Source organism: Streptomyces sp. NPDC102270, from assembly GCF_044766405.1.
GTDB lineage: Bacteria > Actinomycetota > Actinomycetes > Streptomycetales > Streptomycetaceae > Streptomyces.
This window is the reverse complement of the sequence record NZ_JBIWLX010000001.1, coordinates 19,288-39,020: the sequence shown is the minus strand read 5'-3', so window position 1 is coordinate 39,020 and position 19,733 is coordinate 19,288. Positions and strand designations below refer to the sequence as shown.

The window sequence follows — 19,733 nt, the reverse complement described above, 5'->3', positions numbered from 1 at the left end:
CCCGACAACCTGACCCGGCGCCCCCTCAGGCGCCCCGTCCGAGCCCAGCGCAGCGGTACCGCGGGGAACTGCGCGACCAGCCCCCACGGCCCCGCAGCCGCCCGACAACCTGACCCGGCGCCCCCTCAGGCGCCCCGTCCGAGCCCGCGTCACCCCTTGGATGGATGCGGCGTCGAGCCGTACGCCGTCAGGAAGCGGTCTCGGAAGGAGCTCATCTTCCAGACCGGGGCGTTGTGCGCCGGCTTCAGACCGTCCGTCCAGTTCCAGGACGCGATCCTGTCGAGGACCTTCGGGTCCTTGGCGACGATCGAGATCGGTACGTCACGGCTGGCGTTCTCGCCGCTGACCCGGGCGATCGGCTGGTGGTCGCCGAGGAAGACGAGGACCGTGTCGTCGCTGCCGTAGCGCTCCAGCCACTGGGTCAGTGAGGTGACCGAGTAGGAGATGGACTTGCCGTACTCCTGCTTGGAGCGGGTGGGGTCGGCGATGATCTCGGAGGCTTTGTTGCCCGCCTTCTGGATGGCCTTGAAGACCGAGCCGTCGCCGAGGTCGTTCCAGTCGACCATCTTCGGGATGGGGGCCCAGGGCTGGTGGCTGGAGGTCAGGATGATCTCGGACATCAGCGGTTTGTCGCGCTTCTTGCTGTGGACCTGGCGCTGGTAGGCCTCCAGGGCGTACTGGTCGGGCATGGTCGACCAGCTGAACTTGGGGCCCTTGTACCCGAGTTGGAAGGCGTTGTAGACCTTGTCGAGGTCGTAGTACTTCTGCTCGGGCCAGCCCTTCTGGACGCCCGGCATCACCCCGACCGTGTCCCAGGCGCCGGTCTTCTTGAAGGCCTTGGTGAGGCTGAGGTGGTCGCTGGCCATGACCGTGCGGTAGCGCTGCTGGTTGTCGATCCAGAGGCCGGAGAGGGTCGTCGAGTGGCCGAGCCAGCTGCTGCCGCCGTACGTCGCCGAGGTCAACCAGCCGCTCTTCGCGTGGAAGCCGGCCTTCGCGAGGGCCGCGGTGCTGGTGTCGAGGGTCTTGTCGACGCCCGGCGCGATGGCCGGATCCTCGACGGCGCTGCGGCCGTAGCTCTCGATGAAGGTGAAGATCATGTCCTTGCCCCGCAGGTCGGGCACCAACTGGGAGCCCGGCGTGTTCCCGAAGGCGTCGACCTTGGCCACCTTCGCGAAGGCCGCCTCGTCCCGCACGGTCTGCAGCACCTGTTGGCCCTCGCGCGCGGTGAGCGCGGCGGTGTGCTGGGAGGCCAGTGGGACGCCGGCGATCTGGAGGCCGAGAGCGGAGCAGGTGACCCAGACGGTGGCGGCGAGGAGGGTTCCGCGGGTCGCGGTCCGGCGGTCCAGGACCAGCAGGCCGCTCAGTCTGACCATCGCCAGCGTCATGAGGGACAGCAGCAGGAGCACGAGGACGATGACGCCGATCACGGCTCCGACCGCCACGGCCCGGCCCATCGAGTCCGCGACGTACGACTGCGCGTCGTCGAGCAACTCCCAGTCGAGGACGGGATTGAAGGGCCGCCCGAGGTAGTCGTTGAACCCCATGTCGAGCAGGTTCAGGATCGTCATCACACCGAGCGCCGCGCCGGATACGGCGGCCACCACCAGCCGGGGCCGACGCGGCAGCGCGAGCGCCACGGCCGCCCCGAGGATGGCCTCCGCCGGAATCCGCACGAACTCCCGCAGGTGCAGATGGGTGAGCTTGTTCGGCAGGAGCAGGGCCCCGAGGACGAGAAGGGCGGCGAGGATGTTGAGGGCCCAGCGGATGTTGCGTACGGCGGTGGGGTGCGCGGTCCGCCAGGACGGCTTCCCGGCCGGCGGACCGTCCGTACCCGTCGCCTCGGCCTCGGGTGACGTGCTCTCTGCAAGGGTCTCGGACACCCGAGGGTCCTTCCGTACGGGTCCTGGGAGAAGGCGGATCCGATATGGGGTCTCGGATCCGCCACAGTCCCGTACGGAGGGCTCAGGTCCCGAGTTCACCGGTCAGGGCAAACACCGGACCAACGCTTGGTCAACGGTCAGATTCCGGCCGGCGGCCCATCCCCTTCGCTCACGCGCCTCCCACCGCCGTCAGCAGGGCCAGCGGGGCCGCGGCGGACCGGGACTCCCGCACGCACGCGTGCGGGTACGGCACCGGCTCGCCGTGGGTGTCCCGCCCGTACCCCGCCAGCACCTCCGGCAAGCGGTGGCCGGTCGCCGTCGCCGCGTCCACCAGCCCGTGCGCCACCGCCCGCGCCTCGTCGTGCAGGCCGTAACGGGCGAGCCCCAGCGTGATCAGCGCGTTGTCGTGCGGCCACACCGATCCCCGGTGGTACGACAACGGGTGGTACGCCGCCTGTCCGGCCGCCAGTGTCCGCACCCCCCACCCGGAGAAGAAGTCCGGCGCCAGCAGCCGCCGCCCCACCAGCTCGCCGTACTCCTTGTCGAGCAGGCCCGACCACAGCAGATGCCCGGCGTCGGAGGCCAGCGCGTCGACCTGCCGGCCCTCCCCGTCCAGGGCGAGCGCCGGGAACGAGCGGTCCGGCATCCAGAAGTCCCGCTGGAACCGGTCCCGCAGATCCGCCGCGGCCTGTTCGAGGAGCGCCGCGTACGTCTCGTCGCCCCACACCGTGCGCGCGACCGACGCCGTCCGGCGCAGCGCGTCGTAGGCGTAGCCCTGGGCGCCCGCCGCCATCACCGGCCCGCTCGCCCGCGTTCCGTCGGCGCCGCAGATCGCGCCGGGGGAGTCCTTCCAGTTCTGATTGGCGAGGCCGCCCTGGTCGGAGCGGTAGACGAGGTAGCCGCGCGAGGTGAGGCCGCCGTGGTCGAGCATCCAGCCGATCGCGGCGCGGGCGTGGGGCTCCAGGCGCCGGGCGAGCGAGACGTCCCCGGTGTGCTCCACGTACGCGCCGAGGAGGACGAGGAACAGGGGAGTGGCGTCGACCGAGCCGTAGTAGCGGCCGTACGGCACCTGCTCGAAGTGCGCGAGCTCCCCGTGCCGTACCTCGTGCACGATCTTGCCGGGCTGGGCCACGGCGGCCGCGCCGGTCTCGGTGGCCTGGGTCGCGGCGAGCGCGGGGAGGGTCGCGGCGGCGAGCTGGGGGCGGTAGGGCAGGGCGAAGAGCGCGGTGAGGAGGGCGTCACGGCCGAGGAGGGTGAGGAACCAGGGGGCTCCGGCGGCCGGGACCCGCAGTTCCTCGCCGTCCGGGCCGGTCGCCGGGACCTGGAGCGAGGCGAGGTCCGCGAGACCGCGGGCACAGGCGGCCGCCAGCTCCGGCCAGCCGGTCGGGAAGGCGACTCCCTCCACGAACTCGCCCTCCGCCGCGAGGAGTTCGCGGTTCAGGGCGGCGGGGGAACTCGGCACCCGGCGGGCCCGCCGGTCGCCGTGCGGGCGGGCCATCACGCGCAGGGTCAGCTCGGCCGTGCCGTGCGGCTCCAGGTCCAGCGTCCAGACCAGACGCCTGGCCCCGGTGCCCGTCTCCTCGACACCGTCCGGGACGGGCTCGGCCGTCACCGTCGTGGAGGACCGCCATTCGCGGCGCTGGTAGCTGAACTCCACGCCGTCCTCGCGGACTTCGCGGAAGCGGGTCGCGCCGGTCTTCGGATAGGTGCGGTGGTCGGAGCGGAGTTCGAACTGGTCGGTGAAGTCGGCGTCCGCGGTGACCGCGAGCCGGACCGTCGTCGGGACCGGGCGGTTGCTGGTGACCCGGAGGGATTCGACGAACGAGCCGTCCCCCACCGCCTGTTCGCGGAAGAGGGTGTGCGCCGGGGGCTCCTGACGGCCGCCCCGCGGAACCAGGACACAGCGCGCGGTGTCCCCGTCGGCGACCGGCGACAGGGTCTCAGGGACCGCGCCGTCGACCGTCAGCTGCCAGCGGCTCAGGTGCCGGGCGTCCCGCACGAACAACCCGTCCGGTGAGCTGCCGTTCCGGACACCGCTGATGTCCCCGCCGTCCCCCACGGCAGCGAACGTCCCACCGTGCACAAGCAGATGATGCCGGTCCGTCATCGCAGGTCCCCTCCCTTGAGTCCCTTGAGTTCCATGTCCGCCGTGACCGTCGTGCCGAGCGTGACCGCGGTGTCGCTGTGCAGCAGGTCGAGCGCGAGCGCGGCGGTCCAGCTGAAGCCGGTCGCCCCGCAGGCCTCCCCGGTGTACGGGTCGACGTACTCCGCGAAGTCGGTGGCCCCGGCGAGTTCGAGGACCGACTCCCGCAGCGCGTCGGCCTGTTGGCGCTTGCCGTGGGTGCGCAGCCCTCGCTCCAGCAGCCAGGCGGTGTTGAACCAGGCCGGGCCGCGCCAGTAGCGGTGCGGGTCGAAGGCCTCGCCGAGGAGGTCGTAGCTGGGGAGCAGGCGGGTGCTGGTGCCCAGCCCGAAGTGGGGGCCGCAGACCGTCCGCACGAGCGTCGCGACGAGGTCCCGCGGGAGGTCGGGGAGCAGGAGCGGGATCAGGCCGGAGACTGCGCGCTCGGGGATCAGGGCGCCGCGCCCGTCCGCAGCGGGCGCCCGCAGATCCCGGCACAGGAACATCCCGCTCGCCGGGTCCCACAGCCGCTCGACCAGCGCCGCCGTGAGCCGCTCCGCGCGCGCGTGCCGGGCCGTGCCGGGGGCGCCCAGCTCGGCGGCGATCCGGGCGAGGGCATGCTCGGAGGCGATGAGCAGGGCGTTGAACGCGGGATCCTCGACGGCGAACGTGCCGCCGCCGACACCACGACCCCCGCCCGGCCCGTCCCTGTACCCGGCGTCCCGGTAGTCCGTCGCCAGCCGCACGTACCGTCCGTAGTCCAGGTCCGTGGGCCGGTCCTCGGCGGCCCCGTGGTCCAGGTCGGCGCGGCGGAAGGAGCGGGCCGGCGCCGGGGTGACGCGGGAGAGCGGGAGGTCCCAGGCCGGGCTGTTGTCCATACCCTGTTCCCAGGGGTGCACGACGGACGCGAGGCCCCCTCCGCCCAGGTCCCGGCGGTGCAGGAGGTAGCGGTGCCAGGCGGCCAGGCGCGGGTAGACCCGGGCGAGAAAGCCGCGCGCCCGGGACAGGCCGGGGTCGGCGCGGTGCACCAGCCACGCGGCCAGAGCGTGCACCGGTGGCTGCACGATGCCGGACGTCTGTACGGTGCGCGGGGCGCCCGCGGTGTGCCCCGCGGTCGAGGAGCGCCAGAAGTCGGGGCTCGGGAAGTACGCGTCGAGCGGGACGGAGGGGTTGAAGACGATGTGCGGGATCCGTCCGTCGCCCCACTGGGCCGCCAGCAGGGTCTCCAGCTCGGTCTGTGCCCGCAGCGGCGAGAGGTGGCGCAGGCCGATCGCGATGAACGCGGAGTCCCAGGACCACTGGTGCGGGTACAGACCGCGCGAGGGGACCGTGGACGCGCCGGTCCAGTTGCCGTTCAGCACCCTCGCCGCCCCGACGTGCAGCGGATGTGACGAACCCGGCGGATCGTATGCGAACGAACGCTCCGCGGAACGGGTGATGAGCTGGGCAGTGCGATCCACTCGGGGCTCCCCGAAAGACGTATGGCTGACCCGGTTCGGTCAGGGCTACCGTAGGGTTACGTCTATTTAACACGCAAAACCCAGAATGTAATGCAGAGTTGAGAAACACAAGGGGGTGCGCATGACCGGACGGAGTCAGACCGGCGCCGGAGATCTGCTCGGACTGGTCCGCAGCGGGCGAGCCGTCACGCGCGGGGCGCTCCAGCAGGCCACCGGACTGTCCCGGGCGACCGTCGGCCAGCGCCTGGACCGGCTCTTTCGCGCGGGCTGGCTGCGCGAGGGCGCCGGGGGCCCGGTGGACTCCCCGTTGGGCGGCCGCCCCTCCATCACGCTGGAGTTCGACGACGCCCACGCGGTCGTCCTCGCCGCCGACCTGGAGACCCGGCACGCCCGCGCGGCCGTGCTGTCCCTGACCGGCGAGATATTCGCCGAGCACAGCGGCACCCTGGTCATCGAGGACGGCCCGGACGCCGTGCTCGGCGAGCTGGGCCGCTGGTTCGCCGAACTGGTGGAGAAGGCGGGGCACCGGGCCGCGGAGGTCTGCGGGATCGGGCTCGCCGTGCCGGGGCCGGTCGACCTGGAGAGCGGCCGGGTGGTCCAGCCGCCGATCATGCCCGGCTGGGACGGCTACGACATAAGAGGCCGCCTGGCCGGAGCCTTCAGCGAGCACACCGGGGCCGGCCCCCTCCCCGTGCTCGTCGACAACGACGCCAACCTCATGGCCTACGGCGAACAGCGCACGGCGTATCCGGACTGCTCGGCGTTCGTGCTGGTCAAGGTCTCGACCGGCATCGGCGCCGGTGTCGTGGTCGACGGCTCGGTCTACCGGGGCATCGACGGCGGCGCCGGCGACCTGGGCCACATCCGGGTGCCGGCGGGCGCGGAGGCGCTGTGCCGGTGCGGGTCCTACGGCTGCCTGGCCGCCGTCGCGAGCGGCGGTGCCGTGGCCCGCAGGCTGGCGGCGGCCGGGGTGCCCGCGGCCTCCGGATCGGATGTGCGGGACCTGCTGGCGTCCGGACATCCCGAGGCGGCGGCGCTCGCGCGCGAGGCAGGGCGGCAGGTCGGGGACGTCCTGGCGACGGTCGTGACCCTGCTGAACCCCGGAGTCCTGATGATCGCCGGGGATCTGTCCGGAACCTCCTTCCTCACGGGGGTCCGGGAGCTGCTGTACCAGCGGGCGCTGCCGCGCTCCACCGCCCGCCTGGAGGTCGTCACCTCACGGCTCGGGGAGCGGGCCGGGCTGGTGGGGGCGGGCGCCCTGGTCGTAGAGCATCTGTACGCACCCGAGCGGGTCGAGGAGCGGTTGCTGGCCATGGGTGTATGACGTCCGTGTTTTTGTCCGGAGAGCCGTCCGCATGGTGAAATCCGCACTCCTGTGGCAGCGTGATTCTCGCCACCCTTGAGAAGGCGTGCGCTCGGATGAGCGGATCATGAGCGATTGCACTTCTCCAAGGGGTGGCACTGAGTGCCACCCCTTGATCGTTCATCGATCGAAATCAAGCGTGCGAATCCTCGCTCAGGTGAGCGCCTCAAGGGGGCTGTGAGGGTTGGTGTGTTCAAGAAATGAAAACACTGGGGCTCCGTCGCTTGCCAAGCTTTGACTTTCGATCCGCTGGCAGACGACTGGTTACGGGCGTATGACGCCCGAGCAGACGTACCCAGAAGCCTTCGATCTGGGTATGTTCCTCGCCGTCAGGGCAGCCACCGCGTCCTCGAGGGAGTCGGACCCGTGTCGGAAAACAAAGAACCCCACGTAGCGAAGTTCGTTTACGACTTCACCGAGGGAAACAAGGACCTCAAGGACCTCCTGGGTGGCAAGGGCGCGAACCTCGCCGAGATGACCAACCTGGGACTCCCTGTTCCCCCCGGCTTCACCATCACGACCGAAGCCTGCAAGGTCTACCTCGACAGCGGCGAGGAGCCGGCGGCACTGCGTGACGAGGTGAGTGCGCACCTCGACGCGCTGGAGCAGCGCATGGGCAAGAAGCTCGGCCAGGCCGACGACCCCCTGCTGGTCTCGGTCCGCTCCGGCGCGAAGTTCTCCATGCCGGGAATGATGGACACGGTCCTCAACATCGGGCTCTCCGACAAGTCGGTCCAGGGCCTCGCCCAGCAGGCCGGCGACGACCGCTTCGCCTGGGACTCCTACCGGCGCCTCATCCAGATGTTCGGCAAGACCGTCCTCGGCGTCGACGGCGACCTCTTCGAGGAGGCCCTCGAGAAGGCCAAGGAGGCCAAGAAGGTCACGGTCGACACCGACCTGGAGGCCGCCGACCTCAAGAAGCTGGTCACCGCCTTCAAGAAGATCGTCAAGAAGGAGGCGGGCCGGGACTTCCCGCAGGAGCCGCGCGAGCAGATGGACCTCGCCATCCACGCGGTCTTCGACTCCTGGAACACCGACCGCGCCAAGCTCTACCGCCGTCAGGAGCGCATCCCGCACGACCTGGGCACGGCCGTCAACGTCTGCTCGATGGTCTTCGGCAACCTCGGCCCGGACTCCGGCACCGGTGTCGCCTTCACCCGTGACCCCGCCTCCGGCCACCAGGGCGTCTACGGCGACTACCTCCAGAACGCCCAGGGCGAGGACGTCGTCGCGGGCATCCGCAACACCGTCCCGCTCGCGGAGCTGGAGCAGATCGACAAGAAGTCGTACGACCAGCTGATGCAGATCATGGCGACGCTGGAGAACCACTACAAGGACCTCTGCGACATCGAGTTCACCATCGAGCGCGGTCAGCTGTGGATGCTCCAGACCCGGGTCGGCAAGCGCACGGCGGGCGCCGCCTTCCGCATCGCGACCCAGCTGGTGGACCAGGGCCTGATCGACGAGGCCGAGGCGCTCCAGCGGGTCACCGGCGCCCAGCTCGCCCAGCTGATGTTCCCGCGCTTCGACGAGAACACCAAGGTCGCGCAGGTCGGCCGGGGCATCGCGGCCTCGCCGGGCGCGGCCGTCGGCAAGGCGGTCTTCGACTCGTACACCGCCGTCAAGTGGTCGCGTTCGGGCGAGAAGGTCATCCTGGTCCGCCGGGAGACCAACCCCGACGACCTGGACGGCATGATCGCGGCCGAGGGCATCCTGACCTCCCGCGGCGGCAAGACCTCCCACGCGGCCGTCGTCGCGCGCGGCATGGGCAAGACCTGTGTCTGCGGCGCCGAGGAGCTGGAGGTCGACACCAAGCGGCGCCGGATGACCGTGCCGGGCGGACACGTGGTGGAGGAGGGCGACCTGATCTCCATCGACGGCTCCAGCGGCAAGGTGTACCTCGGTGAGGTCCCGGTCGTGCCCTCTCCCGTCGTGGAGTACTTCGAGGGCCGTATGCACGCCGGTGCCAACGACGCCGACGAGCTGGTGGAGGCGGTCCACCGGATCATGGCGTTCGCGGACCGCAAGCGCCGCCTCAGGGTCCGGGCCAACGCGGACAACGCCGAGGACGCGATGCGCGCCCGTCGCTTCGGAGCGCAGGGCATCGGCCTCTGCCGTACCGAGCACATGTTCCTAGGGGACCGCCGTGAGCTGGTCGAGCGCCTCATCCTGGCCGACACGGAGGCCGAGCGCGAGGAGTCGCTGAAGGCGCTGCTCCCGCTGCAGAAGCAGGACTTCGTCGAGCTGTTCTCGGCGATGGACGGGCTGCCGGTGACGGTACGGCTCCTCGACCCGCCGCTGCACGAGTTCCTCCCCGACATCACCGAGCTGTCGGTCCGCGTGGCCCTGGCGGAGTCCCGTCAGGAGCCGCACGAGAACGAACTGCGTCTGCTTCAGGCGGTGCACCGCCTGCACGAGCAGAACCCGATGCTGGGCCTGCGCGGCGTACGCCTCGGTCTGGTCATCCCCGGCCTGTTCACCATGCAGGTCCGGGCGATCGCGGAGGCGGCGGCCGAACGCAAGAACGCCAAGGGGGACCCGCGCGCGGAGATCATGATCCCGCTGGTGGGGACGGTCCAGGAGCTGGAGATCGTCCGCGAGGAGGCCGACCAGGTCGTCGCGGAGGTCGAGGCTGCGACGGGTGTGGAGCTGAAGCTGTCGATCGGCACGATGATCGAGCTCCCGCGCGCCGCCCTGACCGCCGGTCAGATCGCGGAGGCGGCGGAGTTCTTCTCCTTCGGCACGAACGACCTCACCCAGACGGTGTGGGGCTTCAGCCGGGACGACGTGGAGGCGAGCTTCTTCACGGCGTACCTGGAGAAGGGCATCTTCGGCGTCAGCCCCTTCGAGACGATCGACAAGGACGGCGTGGGCTCCCTGGTCAAGCTGGCCGCCGAGGCGGGCCGTAAGACCCGCCCCGACCTCAAGCTCGGCGTCTGCGGTGAGCACGGCGGTGACCCGGAGTCGGTCCACTTCTTCCACGAGGTGGGTCTGGACTACGTCTCCTGCTCGCCGTTCCGTATCCCGGTCGCCCGCCTGGAGGCGGGACGCGCGGCGATCACGGCGAACGGAAGCGACCACCGGTAGGCCGCCGGCGGCCTCTGACGGCCACTGAACCCCGGATCCGCCGCCCGTCCCCGACCCTCATCCGATGGTCGGCGGTTCCGGATCACGAAGAGAGGGGGGCGCCCTGTGCGGGGGTGCCCCCTCTCCCGTGTCCGCGCCTCAGCGGGTGGCGCGGCGCCTGCGGGCCGACGACACCAGCGCACCGCCGGTGAGCAGGACGGCCGAGCCCGCGGCGGCGAGGTACACGGTGGTGTCGCCCCCGCCGCCGGTCTCGGCGAGGTGCGTGCCCTTCTTGCCGGTGTCCTCGGCCGCCGCCTTGTCGTCGTGGGCCTTGAAGCCCGCGGGCGGCCGGTCGCAGGCGATGCCGTCGCCGTCCCGGTCGAGATGGCTGCCGTAGTGCTCGTCGCCCTCCGGGATGTTCGCGTAGCCGGCGGCGTACGCCTCGGAGCAGTTCTCGAACGGGTGGTCACCGTCGTGTGCCGAGGCGGCGCCCGGCAGCACGGCCAGCGCCAGCGCGGCGACGACGACGGCGCCGGGCTTGCGGAGCAGGTTCACAGCAGGTCCTTCCGGGTTCATGGTGATATCCGTGCACATGATCAAGAAGTGACGATCAGTCGGATATGAGGTGACGAACCTAGTGAGGAGCGGATGCCGTGTCGGCGACATGAGAAACCCGTGATGCGAACGTGACGTGACCGGACGGTAGCCCTCCGCAAACCCGTCGCCCATGGTTCAGCTGTCGCAGGCCACCCCGTCGTTGTCCCGGTCCACAGTTGGCGTAGGAGACGCTGTCCGAGCCCGGGTCGGACCCGGAGCCGGTGTCCGCCTCCGCCTGGGCCGTGACCGTCCGGGTGACCTTGACCGTCTTGGTGGCGGTCACGGTGGGTGCGGGTTCCGGGTCGGGGGTCGCCGTGGCCGTTGCGGTCGTCGTCACGGTCACCGTCGGCTGCGGTTTGGCGGCGGCCGGCTTCGCGTCACTCGCCGTCTTGTTCTGATCGCCGCCGCCGCTGCCTATGCCGACGCCGAGGAAGAGGGCGAGCGCGAGGGCGGGCAGGACGTACCGCTTGCGGGCCCACTTGGGGGCCGGCCGGGAAGCGGACGGCGCCGCCGGTGGCGTCGGCGGCCAAGGTGGCGTGGGCTGGCTGTTGTACGGGTTGGCCATGTCGTCCCCCTGGAGGCGTTACGTGAGGGGATGGCGACGGGACGGATTACATCCGGTACGCCGCGCTCGTAGGGGGGGTCCCGTGGGTCTCATGGACGCCACCCCGTCTGCGGAGGGAGCGGTCATGTCAGGCTGGAGCGTCGAGGACGTCCCCGAACAGAGTGGACGCGTGGCCGTCGTCACCGGGGCCAACAGCGGTATCGGGTACGTCACCGCCCGGGAGCTCGCCCGCAGGGGCGCCCGCGTGGTGCTCGCCTGCCGCAGCGAGAGGCGGGGCACCGAGGCCCGGGACCGGCTGCTCGGTGAAGTCCCCGGCGCGGACGTGGAGTTCGCCCGCCTGGACCTCGGGGACCTGGCCTCCGTGAGGGAGTTCGCGACGGCGTACCCCCACGGCCGCCTCGACCTGCTGGTCAACAACGCGGGCGTGATGGCACTGCCGTACGGCACGACGGCGGACGGCTTCGAGACCCAGTTCGGCACCAACCACCTGGGCCACTTCGCGCTGACCGGCCTGCTGCTGCCGGCGCTCCTCGCGACACCCGCCGCGCGCGTCGTGACCGTCTCCAGTACGGCGCACGCGCTGGCCAACATCGACATCGACGACCTCAACAGCGAGCGCCGCTACCGGCGTTGGGTCGCCTACGCCCGCTCCAAGACCGCCAACCTGCTCTGCGTCCACGAACTGGCCCGCAGACTGGCGGTCCACGGCTCGGACGTGATCGCCGCGGCGGCGCACCCGGGGTACGCGGCCACCAACCTCCAGACGGCAGGCCCGAAGATGGCCGGCCGCGGGGCGGCGGAACGCTTCATGCGGGTCGGCAACCGGTGCTTCGCCCAGTCCGCCGATGCCGGGGCCCTGCCCACCCTCTACGCCGCCACCGCCCCCGGCGTCCTCCCGGACTCCTTCACCGGCCCGTCGTGGGCCGGGTGGCGCGGTGCTCCGGCCCCTTCCTGGCGGGCCCCCTGGACCCGCGACGACCAGGCGTCCCAGCGCCTTTGGACCGCCTCGGAGGAGCTCACCGGGGTGACGTACGACGCCCTGAAGGTCTGAGCCTCAGTCCTTGCGGCCGGTCACCGCCACCGTCACACCCAGCCCGATCATGGTCAGTCCGCCGACCCCGCCCACCAGGGACAGGCGGCGCGGCGAGCGGGCGAACCAGCCCCGCGCGGTCGCCGCGACCAGCCCCCACACGGCGTCGGAGACCAGCGCGATGACGTTGAACACCAGGCCGAGCAGCAGCATCTGTGCGGCCACATGCCCCTGGCCGCGGTCCACGAACTGCGGCAGTACGGCGGCGAAGAACACGATGGTCTTGGGGTTGGTCACCCCGACCGCGAACCCCTCCCCGAACGTGCGCAGACCACCGTGCTCCGCCGCGGCCGCGGTGACGTCCTCGGCGAACGCCGCGCGCAGCGAGCCGCGTCCGCGCCACGCCTTGACGCCCAGGTACACGAGGTAGGCGGCACCGGCGAGCTTGAGCGTGGTGAAGACCAGCACCGAGCGCTCCACGACCGAGCCGACCCCGAACGCCACGGCGAGGACCAGCACGTACGCGCCGACCGTGTTCCCGGCCACCGTGGTCAGGGCGGCCCGCCGGCCCTGCGCGAGCGCCCGGCCGATCACGAACAGCACGCTGGGCCCGGGCACCACGATCAGCAGGAACGACATGGCCGCGAAGGCGAGAAGACGGTCGGTGGACACCATGGCGCCCATGCAAGCACGGGGGGCTCACACCCTCCAGCGGATTTCCGCCGACGGTTCACGCTGGGCCCGCGAGAGGGGCGGCCGGGTGCCAGGTGACGGGCAGGGCGACGTCGACACCGTCGCGGCGGGCCAGGGCAGCAGCCGGCTCGTCGTGGCGTCGAGGTCGTCCACGAAGTAGGGCATCGGCCGCAGGAGCCGGTGGAGGTCGAGGAAGAAGTCGTCCCAGTGCATGAGGACGACGCGGCGGGCCCCGGTCGTGACCACCGCCTCGTCCCGGTGCCGCTTCTCGAGACCTCGGAGGCCTCGGCGGGCATGAGGAAGGCCCCCGCCGGAGCAGGGGCCCAGCCTCGGCCGTGTGCTGTGAAACGGCCGTCGTGGTCCCGTTACGCCGCCCGCACCTCGTACGTCGTGATCCTGACCGACTCGTCGTCCAGGCACTGCCCGGTCTCCAGGTCGAACCGCTGCTTCAGCAGCGGTGAGGCCACGAACGGGCGGCCCTGGTGGGTGCCGGTCAGGCCGCGGGAGAGGACCGCCGCGCCGCCGAAGGGGTCGCGGTTGTCGATGGCGTACAGATTGCCCGCGCGGTCGCGGAACAGGGCCGCCTGCCGACCGTCGGGCAGCAGGGCCGCCACCCCCCGGCCGGGGAGCAGTCGGGCCAGCTCACAGACCGCGAACCAGTCGCCGTTCAGCTGGAGTTCGACCTTGAGGTCGGTGGTCTCGGGTGCCAGGGTCATCGCTGGGCGCTTCCTTCCAGGGGACGGTGGCCGATGGTCAGCAGCGGCAGGTCGGGCTTGATCTGCTCGCGCTCGGGGACGAAGCCGACGACCGGGTCGGGGGTGTCCGGGGCGTTCACGAAGGACACGAACCGGGCGAGCTTCTCGGGGTCGTTGATGGTGGTCGCCCACTCGTCGGCGTAGTGCGCCACGTGGGCCGTCATCAGGGACTCCAGCTCCTCGCAGATGCCGAGGGAGTCCTCCACGACCACGTCACGGACGTGGTCCAGGCCGCCGGGGATGCGCTCCAGCCAGGTCGAGGTGCGCTCCAGCCGGTCCGCGGTGCGGATGTAGAACATCAGGAACCGGTCGATGAGCTTGATCAGTTCGGCGTCGGTGAGGTCCTGGGCCAGCAGGTCCGCGTGGCGCGGGGTCGCGCCGCCGTTGCCGCCGACGTAGAGGTTCCAGCCGCTCGCCGTGGCGATCACGCCGAAGTCCTTCGACTGGGCCTCGGCGCACTCGCGGGCGCAGCCGGAGACCGCCGACTTGAGCTTGTGCGGGGAGCGCAGACCGCGGTAGCGCAGCTCCAGGTCGATCGCCATGCGGACCGAGTCCTGGACGCCGTAGCGGCACCAGGTCTGGCCGACGCAGGACTTCACCGTGCGCAGCGACTTGCCGTAGGCGTGTCCCGACTCGAAGCCCGCGTCCACCAAACGGGTCCAGATGAGGGGGAGTTGCTCGACGCGCGCGCCGAACATGTCGATCCGCTGACCGCCGGTGATCTTCGTGTAGAGGCCGAAGTCGCGGGCGATCTCGCCGATCACGATGAGGCCCTCCGGGGTGATCTCACCGCCGGGGATGCGGGGGACGACCGAGTAGGAGCCGTTCTTCTGGATGTTGGCGAGGAAGTGGTCGTTGGAGTCCTGCAGGGCCGCCTGCTCGCCGTCCAGGACGTAGTTGCTCGCGCCGATCGTCGGGGCGAGGGAGGCGATGATCGAACCGACCGCCGGCTTGCAGATCTCGCAGCCGTCGCCGCCCTTGGCGCCGTCGCGGCCGTAGCGGTCCAGCAGGTCCTGGTAGGTGTTGATGCGCAGGGCGAGGACGATCTCGTAGAGCTCCTCGCGGGTCTGCGAGAAGCAGCCGCACAGGCCCTTGTCGACCTCGACGCCGGACGCCTCCAGCTCGGCGGTGACCAACTGGCCGAGCACCTTGACGCAACTGCCGCAGGTCGTACCGGCCTTGGTGCACTTCTTCACCTCGGGCACGGTCGTGCACTGGTGGTCGGTGACCGCGGCGCGGATCGTGCCCTTGCGGACGTTGTTGCAGGAGCAGATGATCGCGTCGTCCGGCAGCGCGGTCGGGCCGAGCTGGACGGACTCCCCGGCCCCGGCCGGCAGCACCAGCGACTCGGGCTTGACCGGCGGGATGGAACCGGTGAACGCCTTCAGCGTGCCGTACGCCTCCGCGTCGCCGACCAGGATGCCGCCGAGCAGCGTGCCGTCCCGGCCGATGACCAGCTTCTTGTACAGGCCCGCGCGGGAGTCGGAGTAGACGACGTCGAGGCAGTCCGCGGTCGCGCCGTGCGCGTCACCGAAGGACGCCACGTCCACGCCGAGCAGCTTCAGCTTGGTCGAGAGGTCGGCGCCCAGGAAGGCGGCCTCGTCGGAGGCGATGGTCGCCGCCGCCGTCTCGGCCTGCTCGTAACCGGGGGCCACCAGGCCGTACACCCGGCCGTCGGCGGCCAGCGCGCACTCGCCGATCGCGAAGACGTGCGGGTCGGCGACCGTACGGCACTGCTCGTCGACCGCGATGCCGCCGCGCTCGCCGACCGTGAGGCCGCAGTCGCGGGCCAGCTGGTCGCGGGGGCGGACACCGGCGCTGAACACCACCAGCTCGGTGGCGAGTTCGCTGCCGTCGGAGAGCTTCATGCCGGTGACGGCACCGGCCTCGTCGACCACGATCTCCTGCGTGCCCACCCCGGTGTGGACGCTCAGGCCCATCTGCTCGATGGTGCGCAGCAGCGCCGCACCACCGCCCTCGTCGACCTGCACCGGCATCAGCCGCGGCGCGAACTCCACGATGTGGGAGGTCAGTCCGAGACCCTTCAGCGCGCCGGCCGCCTCCAGACCGAGCAGACCGCCGCCGACCACGGCACCGGTGGTGCGGGTCTTCGCGTACTCCTCGATGGCGAGGAGGTCCTCGATCGTGCGGTAGACGAAGCAGCCCTTGGCGTCCTTGTTCGGGACCGGTGGCACGAACGGGTACGAGCCGGTGGCCAGGACGAGGGTCTCGTACGCGAAGACCTGCCCGGACTTCGCGGTGACCTTCTTCGCCTCGCGGTCGACCGCGACGGCCGGGTCACCGACGTACAGCTCGATGCCGTGCGTCTCGATGAACTCCATGTCCGTCACGGACAGTTCCTCGGGCGTCTTGCCCGAGAAGTACGAGGTGAGCGCGACGCGGTCGTACGCGGGACGCGGCTCCTCGCACAGCACGACCACGCGGTGCGTGGCGGTCATGCCGCGCTCGGCGAGCGCTTCGAGGAAGCGCTGGCCGACCATGCCGTGGCCGACGAGCACGATCGTGGGGGTGGCCTCCATGGCCTCCGGGCTGGCGGTCATCAGGAGCCTCCATCGTTGGTGAGCAGGTGGAGCAGCGGTCCGCCGGCGGAGGGCAGCGGCTCTGCTCCCTCCCAGGCGCGGGCGAGCGCGCCGACGGTGCCGAGTTCGCCGACGAGGACCCCGCCGACCAGGCGGTCGTCGCGGACGACGACCTTGCGGTAGGTGCCGCGGGTGGCGTCCGTGAGCTGGACGACGTCGTCGCCCGGGAGCGCCTCGGTCTCGCCGAACGCGGCCAGGTCGAAGGCCGTCTGTCCGGCGAGCGTGAGCCGGGTCAGCGAACGGGTGCCGGTGTAGCGGGCGTTCGTCCGGCCGGCCAGGAACTCGGCCAGTACGTCGGCCTGTTCGAGCGCCGGGGTGGCGAGCCCGTAGACATTGCCGTCGTGCTGGGCGCAGTCGCCGATCGCGTGGATGTGCGGGTCGGAGGTGCGCAGTTCGTCATCGACGACGATCCCCTTGCGGACGTCGAGGCCCGCGGTCTGCGCCAGACCGATACGGGGGTGGACCCCGCAGGCCAGGACCACGATCTCGGCGTCCAGGGCGTATCCGTCGGCCATCTCGACCGAGCGGACCGCGCCGCCGACACAGCGCACGTCACGCACGCGCAGATCGGTGTGGACCTCGACGCCGAGGTCCACGAGGTGGCGCCGGACGAGCTTGGACGCGCTCGGGTCGAGCTGGCGCTCCATCAGCCGCTCGGACTGCTGGGCCAGGATGACCTGGGCGCCGCGCTGGGCGAGCGCGCGGGCCGCGGAGACCCCGAGGAGTCCGCCGCCGATCACGACCGCCTTCACTCCCGGCCGGACCGCCTCGGACAGACCCAGGCAGTCGTCCATGGTGCGGAAGGCGTGGACGCCCCGCGGCAGCTCGTGGTCGGGGGTGAACAGACCGCGCAGCGGCGGCAGTACCGGGTTCGAGCCGGTGGCCAGAACCAGCCGGTCGTATGCGATCTTCGAACCGTCCGCGCACTCGACGGTCCGTGCCCCGCGGTCGATGCCGGTGACCCGGGCACGGGTCAGCGCGGCCGGCGCCGGGAGCGCGATCACGTCCGGGGTGTACCGTCCGGCCAGCACCTCGGCGAGGAGCACCCGGTTGTACGGGCGGTGCTCCTCCTCGCCGATCAGCGTCACGGGCGTGCCGAGCTCGCCGAGCCGCCGGGCGAGCCGGACGCCCGCGAGCCCGGCGCCGATCACCACCACACGCGTATTCGAGGTCATGTCCACGAGCGTGCGTTGCGGGTGTTACCCGACCGCATCACCTCTGTTTCCCGCGAGGAACGCTGCCCTCAGCTGGGGCCGGGGGCGGGTGTGAGGGTTCGGGGCGCGCGGCGGGAGTGCGCTGTGAGGACGTCGTCCCCCGGGCGGGCCGGGTGCGTGGGACCTGCATGTATCCCGTCGCCCGGGGCCGCGATCACGTCCGACGGGCCGCTGACCGCGATCCGGTCCCGCTGCCCGGCCTCCCGGCCGCCGGGGACGTCGGCCGCGCACCGACGCGGGAACACCGGCGAGGTCCGCTCGACCCGGCGCCGTCCGATGGCAGCCGGCCGCCACGCCGGCCGTCCTGGGGGCCCTCGTCTTCGCGCAAGTCGCGGATATTGCGTACGAACAACGGCTCCCCCGGCGCTACCGTGACGCCGTGACGACTCAGGTGATCGTGCTCAACGGCGGCTCCAGCGCGGGCAAGACAGCCATCGCCCGCTGCCTTCAGACCGTGCTGCCCGAGCCGTGGCTGGCCTTCAGCATCGACGACTTCGTCGACTCGATGCCCCCCGCCCTGCAGGAGTCGGACGCGGGCCTGGAGATCACGGCGGACGGCGGGGTGAGCGTGGGGGCGGACTTCACGCGGCTGGAGGCGGCCTGGATGGCGGGCCTCGCCGCGACCGCCCGCGCGGGTGCCCGGGTCGTTGTAGACGACGTCTTCCTCGGCGGCCCGCACTCCCAGGAACGCTGGCGACACGCCCTGGCCGGACTGGAGGTCCTGTGGGTCGGCGTGCGCTGCGAGGCCGCCGTCGCCGCGGGCCGCGAGCTCGCGCGGGGCGACCGGGTCCCGGGGATGGCCGAGAAGCAGGCCGAGAGCGTCCACCAGAGCGTGGTCTACGACATCGAGGTCGACACCACTCGCACCGGGTCCCCGGACTGCGCGCGCACCATCGCCGAGGCGGTCGTCAGCGGCTCCCCGTGAGGTGCGCGAAAACCACCACGTTCCCCCGGTAACCGGTCGAGCGCGAGTAGCCCCCGCCACAGGTGATCACCCGCAGCTCGGGCCGCTTCGCGGCGCCGTACACCTTCTCGTCGGGGAAGCCCTTCGCGTCGTACACCTCGACCGCGTCCACCGTGAACACCGCGACGCTTCCGTCGCGCCGGTCCACCTCGATCGCGTTGCCCCTGCGCAGGGCACCGAGGTCGTAGAAGACGGCGGGCCCTTCGGCGTTGTCGACGTGCCCGGCGACGATCGCGGTGCCCGTCTCACCGGGGGCGGTGCCGGCCTCGTACCAGCCGGCGAGGTTCTTCTTCGCGGCGGGCGGCACATCGAGGCTGCCGCTCACCGTCAGGGCCAGGGCCGTCAGCGGCGCGTCCACATGGATCGCGGGGATGCGGACACGGTCGGGCGGGGACGGCGGCAGGGCGGGGGCGGCGGACCGCCCGCTGTCCCCGCCCGCGTGCGCCTCGGCGGCCGACGGCTGCGGCGGGGGGTGCGTCTCGGCGCCGCTGCGCAGCAGCCACGCGCCGCTGCACAGGGCCATCACGGTGACACCCGCTATGGCGGTGTTGCCCAAGCTGCGGTTGCGCACAGGAGCCTCCTCTACGGCTGGCCTGCCCGTCCCCCTCCGGGCCGCGAGGGGCGTCGGACCCGGAGGGGGAGGGGACATGCGGTACCGGCGGACGGACAGCGGAGGGTGTCCGTCAGATCCCGTCGCCTCTCGCCCGGCGATGCAGGAGCCAGGTACCGCCCGCGGCGGCGACGGCGAGAGCCGCCACGCCGGCCGCGGTCTGCACGGGATCGGGGCCCAGAGCGCCACCGACCCCCGTCTTCACACTTCCCCTGGGATACACCGGCTGACGCTGGGACGTCAGCGTCACCACCAGGTCACCGGTCACCCGCCGGTCGCCCTGCGCACAGGTCGCGACGATCTCGTACGTCCCCGGCTGCGCGCTCGGCGGCACCCGGAACTGCCCGATCGCGTCACCCTCGTGCGTGCTGGGCGCCAGCGTGAAGGTGCCCGCGCCCACCGCGCTGGCGTCCCCCGCAGCCGGACCGCCGTCCCCGCACGCCGCCGTGTTCACGGTGACCTGCCCGCCCGGCACCACGGAGGACGGGAACACCTCGAGCCCGCCCGTGTCCCCGGCGTACGTGGGCGCACAGAAGAGGCCCGCGGCGGCGACGGCGAGCGCGCTGCCGGTCAGCAGGCGGGTGGTGGGGCGCATGGTGCTCCTTCGAGCTCTCGGTGGGTCCCTGTGCCTTCGAGGTAAGTGGCAGTGGGCCGAGTCCGCTCCCTGAGAGAGCGTCAGAAATGCGGTGAATGGGTGTCAGATCGCTGTGCCCCGGGCCGGGTCGGCCGGAGTTTCAGCAGGTCATCGCCGTGCGGCGGGCAGGTCGCGGAAGAGAACCCGAAGGGCGCAGGGTGCGCGTGTGAACGGGTGACCCGT

The 19,733-nt window shown here is 71.7% G+C and carries 16 protein-coding genes; 4 read left to right on the top strand and 12 right to left on the bottom strand.

Annotated elements, in window-relative coordinates; translation table 11 throughout:
- Nucleotides 1-149: 149 nt before the first annotated feature.
- The 3 genes from ACIRP7_RS00150 to ACIRP7_RS00140 form a co-directional block, all read right to left on the bottom strand.
- Nucleotides 150-1,880 carry a CDP-alcohol phosphatidyltransferase gene (locus ACIRP7_RS00150; protein WP_403651726.1) on the bottom strand — a complete coding sequence of 577 codons (1,731 nt, stop codon included), beginning with the start codon at nucleotides 1,878-1,880 and terminating at the stop codon, nucleotides 150-152.
- 169 nt (nucleotides 1,881-2,049) lie between these two features.
- Complete coding sequence (locus ACIRP7_RS00145) at nucleotides 2,050-3,987, bottom strand: glycogen debranching N-terminal domain-containing protein (protein WP_403651724.1); 1,938 nt, start codon at nucleotides 3,985-3,987, stop codon at nucleotides 2,050-2,052.
- The gene (locus ACIRP7_RS00140; protein WP_403651722.1) at nucleotides 3,984-5,459 is read right to left on the bottom strand and encodes an MGH1-like glycoside hydrolase domain-containing protein; all 1,476 of its coding nucleotides are present in this window, start codon (nucleotides 5,457-5,459) and stop codon (nucleotides 3,984-3,986) included. The genes ACIRP7_RS00145 and ACIRP7_RS00140 overlap by 4 nt, the downstream gene beginning before the upstream one ends.
- 121 nt (nucleotides 5,460-5,580) lie before the next feature.
- On the opposite strand from ACIRP7_RS00140, the gene ACIRP7_RS00135 reads away from it, so the two are divergent.
- Both ACIRP7_RS00135 and ppdK read left to right on the top strand, forming a co-directional pair.
- Nucleotides 5,581-6,783 carry an ROK family protein gene (locus tag ACIRP7_RS00135; RefSeq protein WP_403651720.1) on the top strand — a complete coding sequence of 401 codons (1,203 nt, stop codon included), beginning with the start codon at nucleotides 5,581-5,583 and terminating at the stop codon, nucleotides 6,781-6,783.
- A 405-nt stretch (nucleotides 6,784-7,188) separates the two neighbouring features.
- A complete protein-coding gene (gene ppdK, locus ACIRP7_RS00130) occupies nucleotides 7,189-9,909 on the top strand; it encodes a pyruvate, phosphate dikinase (protein WP_403651718.1) in 2,721 nt (906 codons plus the stop codon).
- 138 nt (nucleotides 9,910-10,047) lie between these two features.
- Here ppdK and ACIRP7_RS00125 read toward each other — a convergent pair whose 3' ends face one another.
- Together ACIRP7_RS00125 and ACIRP7_RS00120 are read right to left on the bottom strand one after the other, a co-directional pair.
- Nucleotides 10,048-10,443: an excalibur calcium-binding domain-containing protein gene (locus ACIRP7_RS00125; protein ID WP_403652989.1), complete on the bottom strand. Its 396-nt coding sequence runs from the start codon at nucleotides 10,441-10,443 to the stop codon at nucleotides 10,048-10,050.
- A gap of 79 nt (nucleotides 10,444-10,522) precedes the next feature.
- The gene (locus tag ACIRP7_RS00120; protein WP_403651716.1) at nucleotides 10,523-11,050 is read right to left on the bottom strand and encodes a hypothetical protein; all 528 of its coding nucleotides are present in this window, start codon (nucleotides 11,048-11,050) and stop codon (nucleotides 10,523-10,525) included.
- 124 nt (nucleotides 11,051-11,174) lie between these two features.
- On the opposite strand from ACIRP7_RS00120, the gene ACIRP7_RS00115 reads away from it, so the two are divergent.
- Entirely contained in the window at nucleotides 11,175-12,101 is a 927-nt protein-coding gene (locus ACIRP7_RS00115) for an oxidoreductase (protein ID WP_403651714.1), read from the top strand.
- Nucleotides 12,102-12,104: 3 nt separating this feature from the next.
- Here ACIRP7_RS00115 and ACIRP7_RS00110 read toward each other — a convergent pair whose 3' ends face one another.
- From ACIRP7_RS00110 to ACIRP7_RS00090, 5 genes are all read right to left on the bottom strand, one after another.
- A complete protein-coding gene (locus ACIRP7_RS00110) occupies nucleotides 12,105-12,755 on the bottom strand; it encodes a LysE family translocator (protein WP_403651711.1) in 651 nt (216 codons plus the stop codon).
- Between the two features lie 24 nt (nucleotides 12,756-12,779).
- Nucleotides 12,780-13,019, bottom strand: a complete 240-nt coding sequence (locus ACIRP7_RS00105; protein ID WP_403651708.1) for a hypothetical protein — start codon at nucleotides 13,017-13,019, stop codon at nucleotides 12,780-12,782.
- 119 nt (nucleotides 13,020-13,138) lie between these two features.
- On the bottom strand, nucleotides 13,139-13,489 hold the full coding sequence (gene nirD / locus ACIRP7_RS00100) for a nitrite reductase small subunit NirD (RefSeq protein WP_389821779.1): 351 nt from the start codon (nucleotides 13,487-13,489) through the stop codon (nucleotides 13,139-13,141).
- On the bottom strand, nucleotides 13,486-16,089 hold the full coding sequence (nirB, locus tag ACIRP7_RS00095) for a nitrite reductase large subunit NirB (protein WP_403651705.1): 2,604 nt from the start codon (nucleotides 16,087-16,089) through the stop codon (nucleotides 13,486-13,488). The genes nirD and nirB overlap by 4 nt, the downstream gene beginning before the upstream one ends.
- The gene (locus tag ACIRP7_RS00090) at nucleotides 16,089-17,303 is read right to left on the bottom strand and encodes an NAD(P)/FAD-dependent oxidoreductase (RefSeq protein ID WP_403651703.1); all 1,215 of its coding nucleotides are present in this window, start codon (nucleotides 17,301-17,303) and stop codon (nucleotides 16,089-16,091) included. The genes nirB and ACIRP7_RS00090 overlap by 1 nt, the downstream gene beginning before the upstream one ends.
- Before the next feature lie 418 nt (nucleotides 17,304-17,721).
- On the opposite strand from ACIRP7_RS00090, the gene cpt reads away from it, so the two are divergent.
- Nucleotides 17,722-18,267, top strand: a complete 546-nt coding sequence (cpt, locus tag ACIRP7_RS00085) for a chloramphenicol phosphotransferase CPT (protein ID WP_403651700.1) — start codon at nucleotides 17,722-17,724, stop codon at nucleotides 18,265-18,267.
- Here the strand turns inward: cpt and ACIRP7_RS00080 are convergent.
- Both ACIRP7_RS00080 and ACIRP7_RS00075 read right to left on the bottom strand, forming a co-directional pair.
- Entirely contained in the window at nucleotides 18,251-18,877 is a 627-nt protein-coding gene (locus tag ACIRP7_RS00080) for a class F sortase (protein WP_403651697.1), read from the bottom strand. The genes cpt and ACIRP7_RS00080 overlap by 17 nt on opposite strands.
- Before the next feature lie 112 nt (nucleotides 18,878-18,989).
- Nucleotides 18,990-19,511, bottom strand: coding sequence for a hypothetical protein (locus tag ACIRP7_RS00075; RefSeq protein ID WP_403651694.1), 522 nt, complete (start codon nucleotides 19,509-19,511; stop codon nucleotides 18,990-18,992).
- Nucleotides 19,512-19,733: the final 222 nt, after the last annotated feature.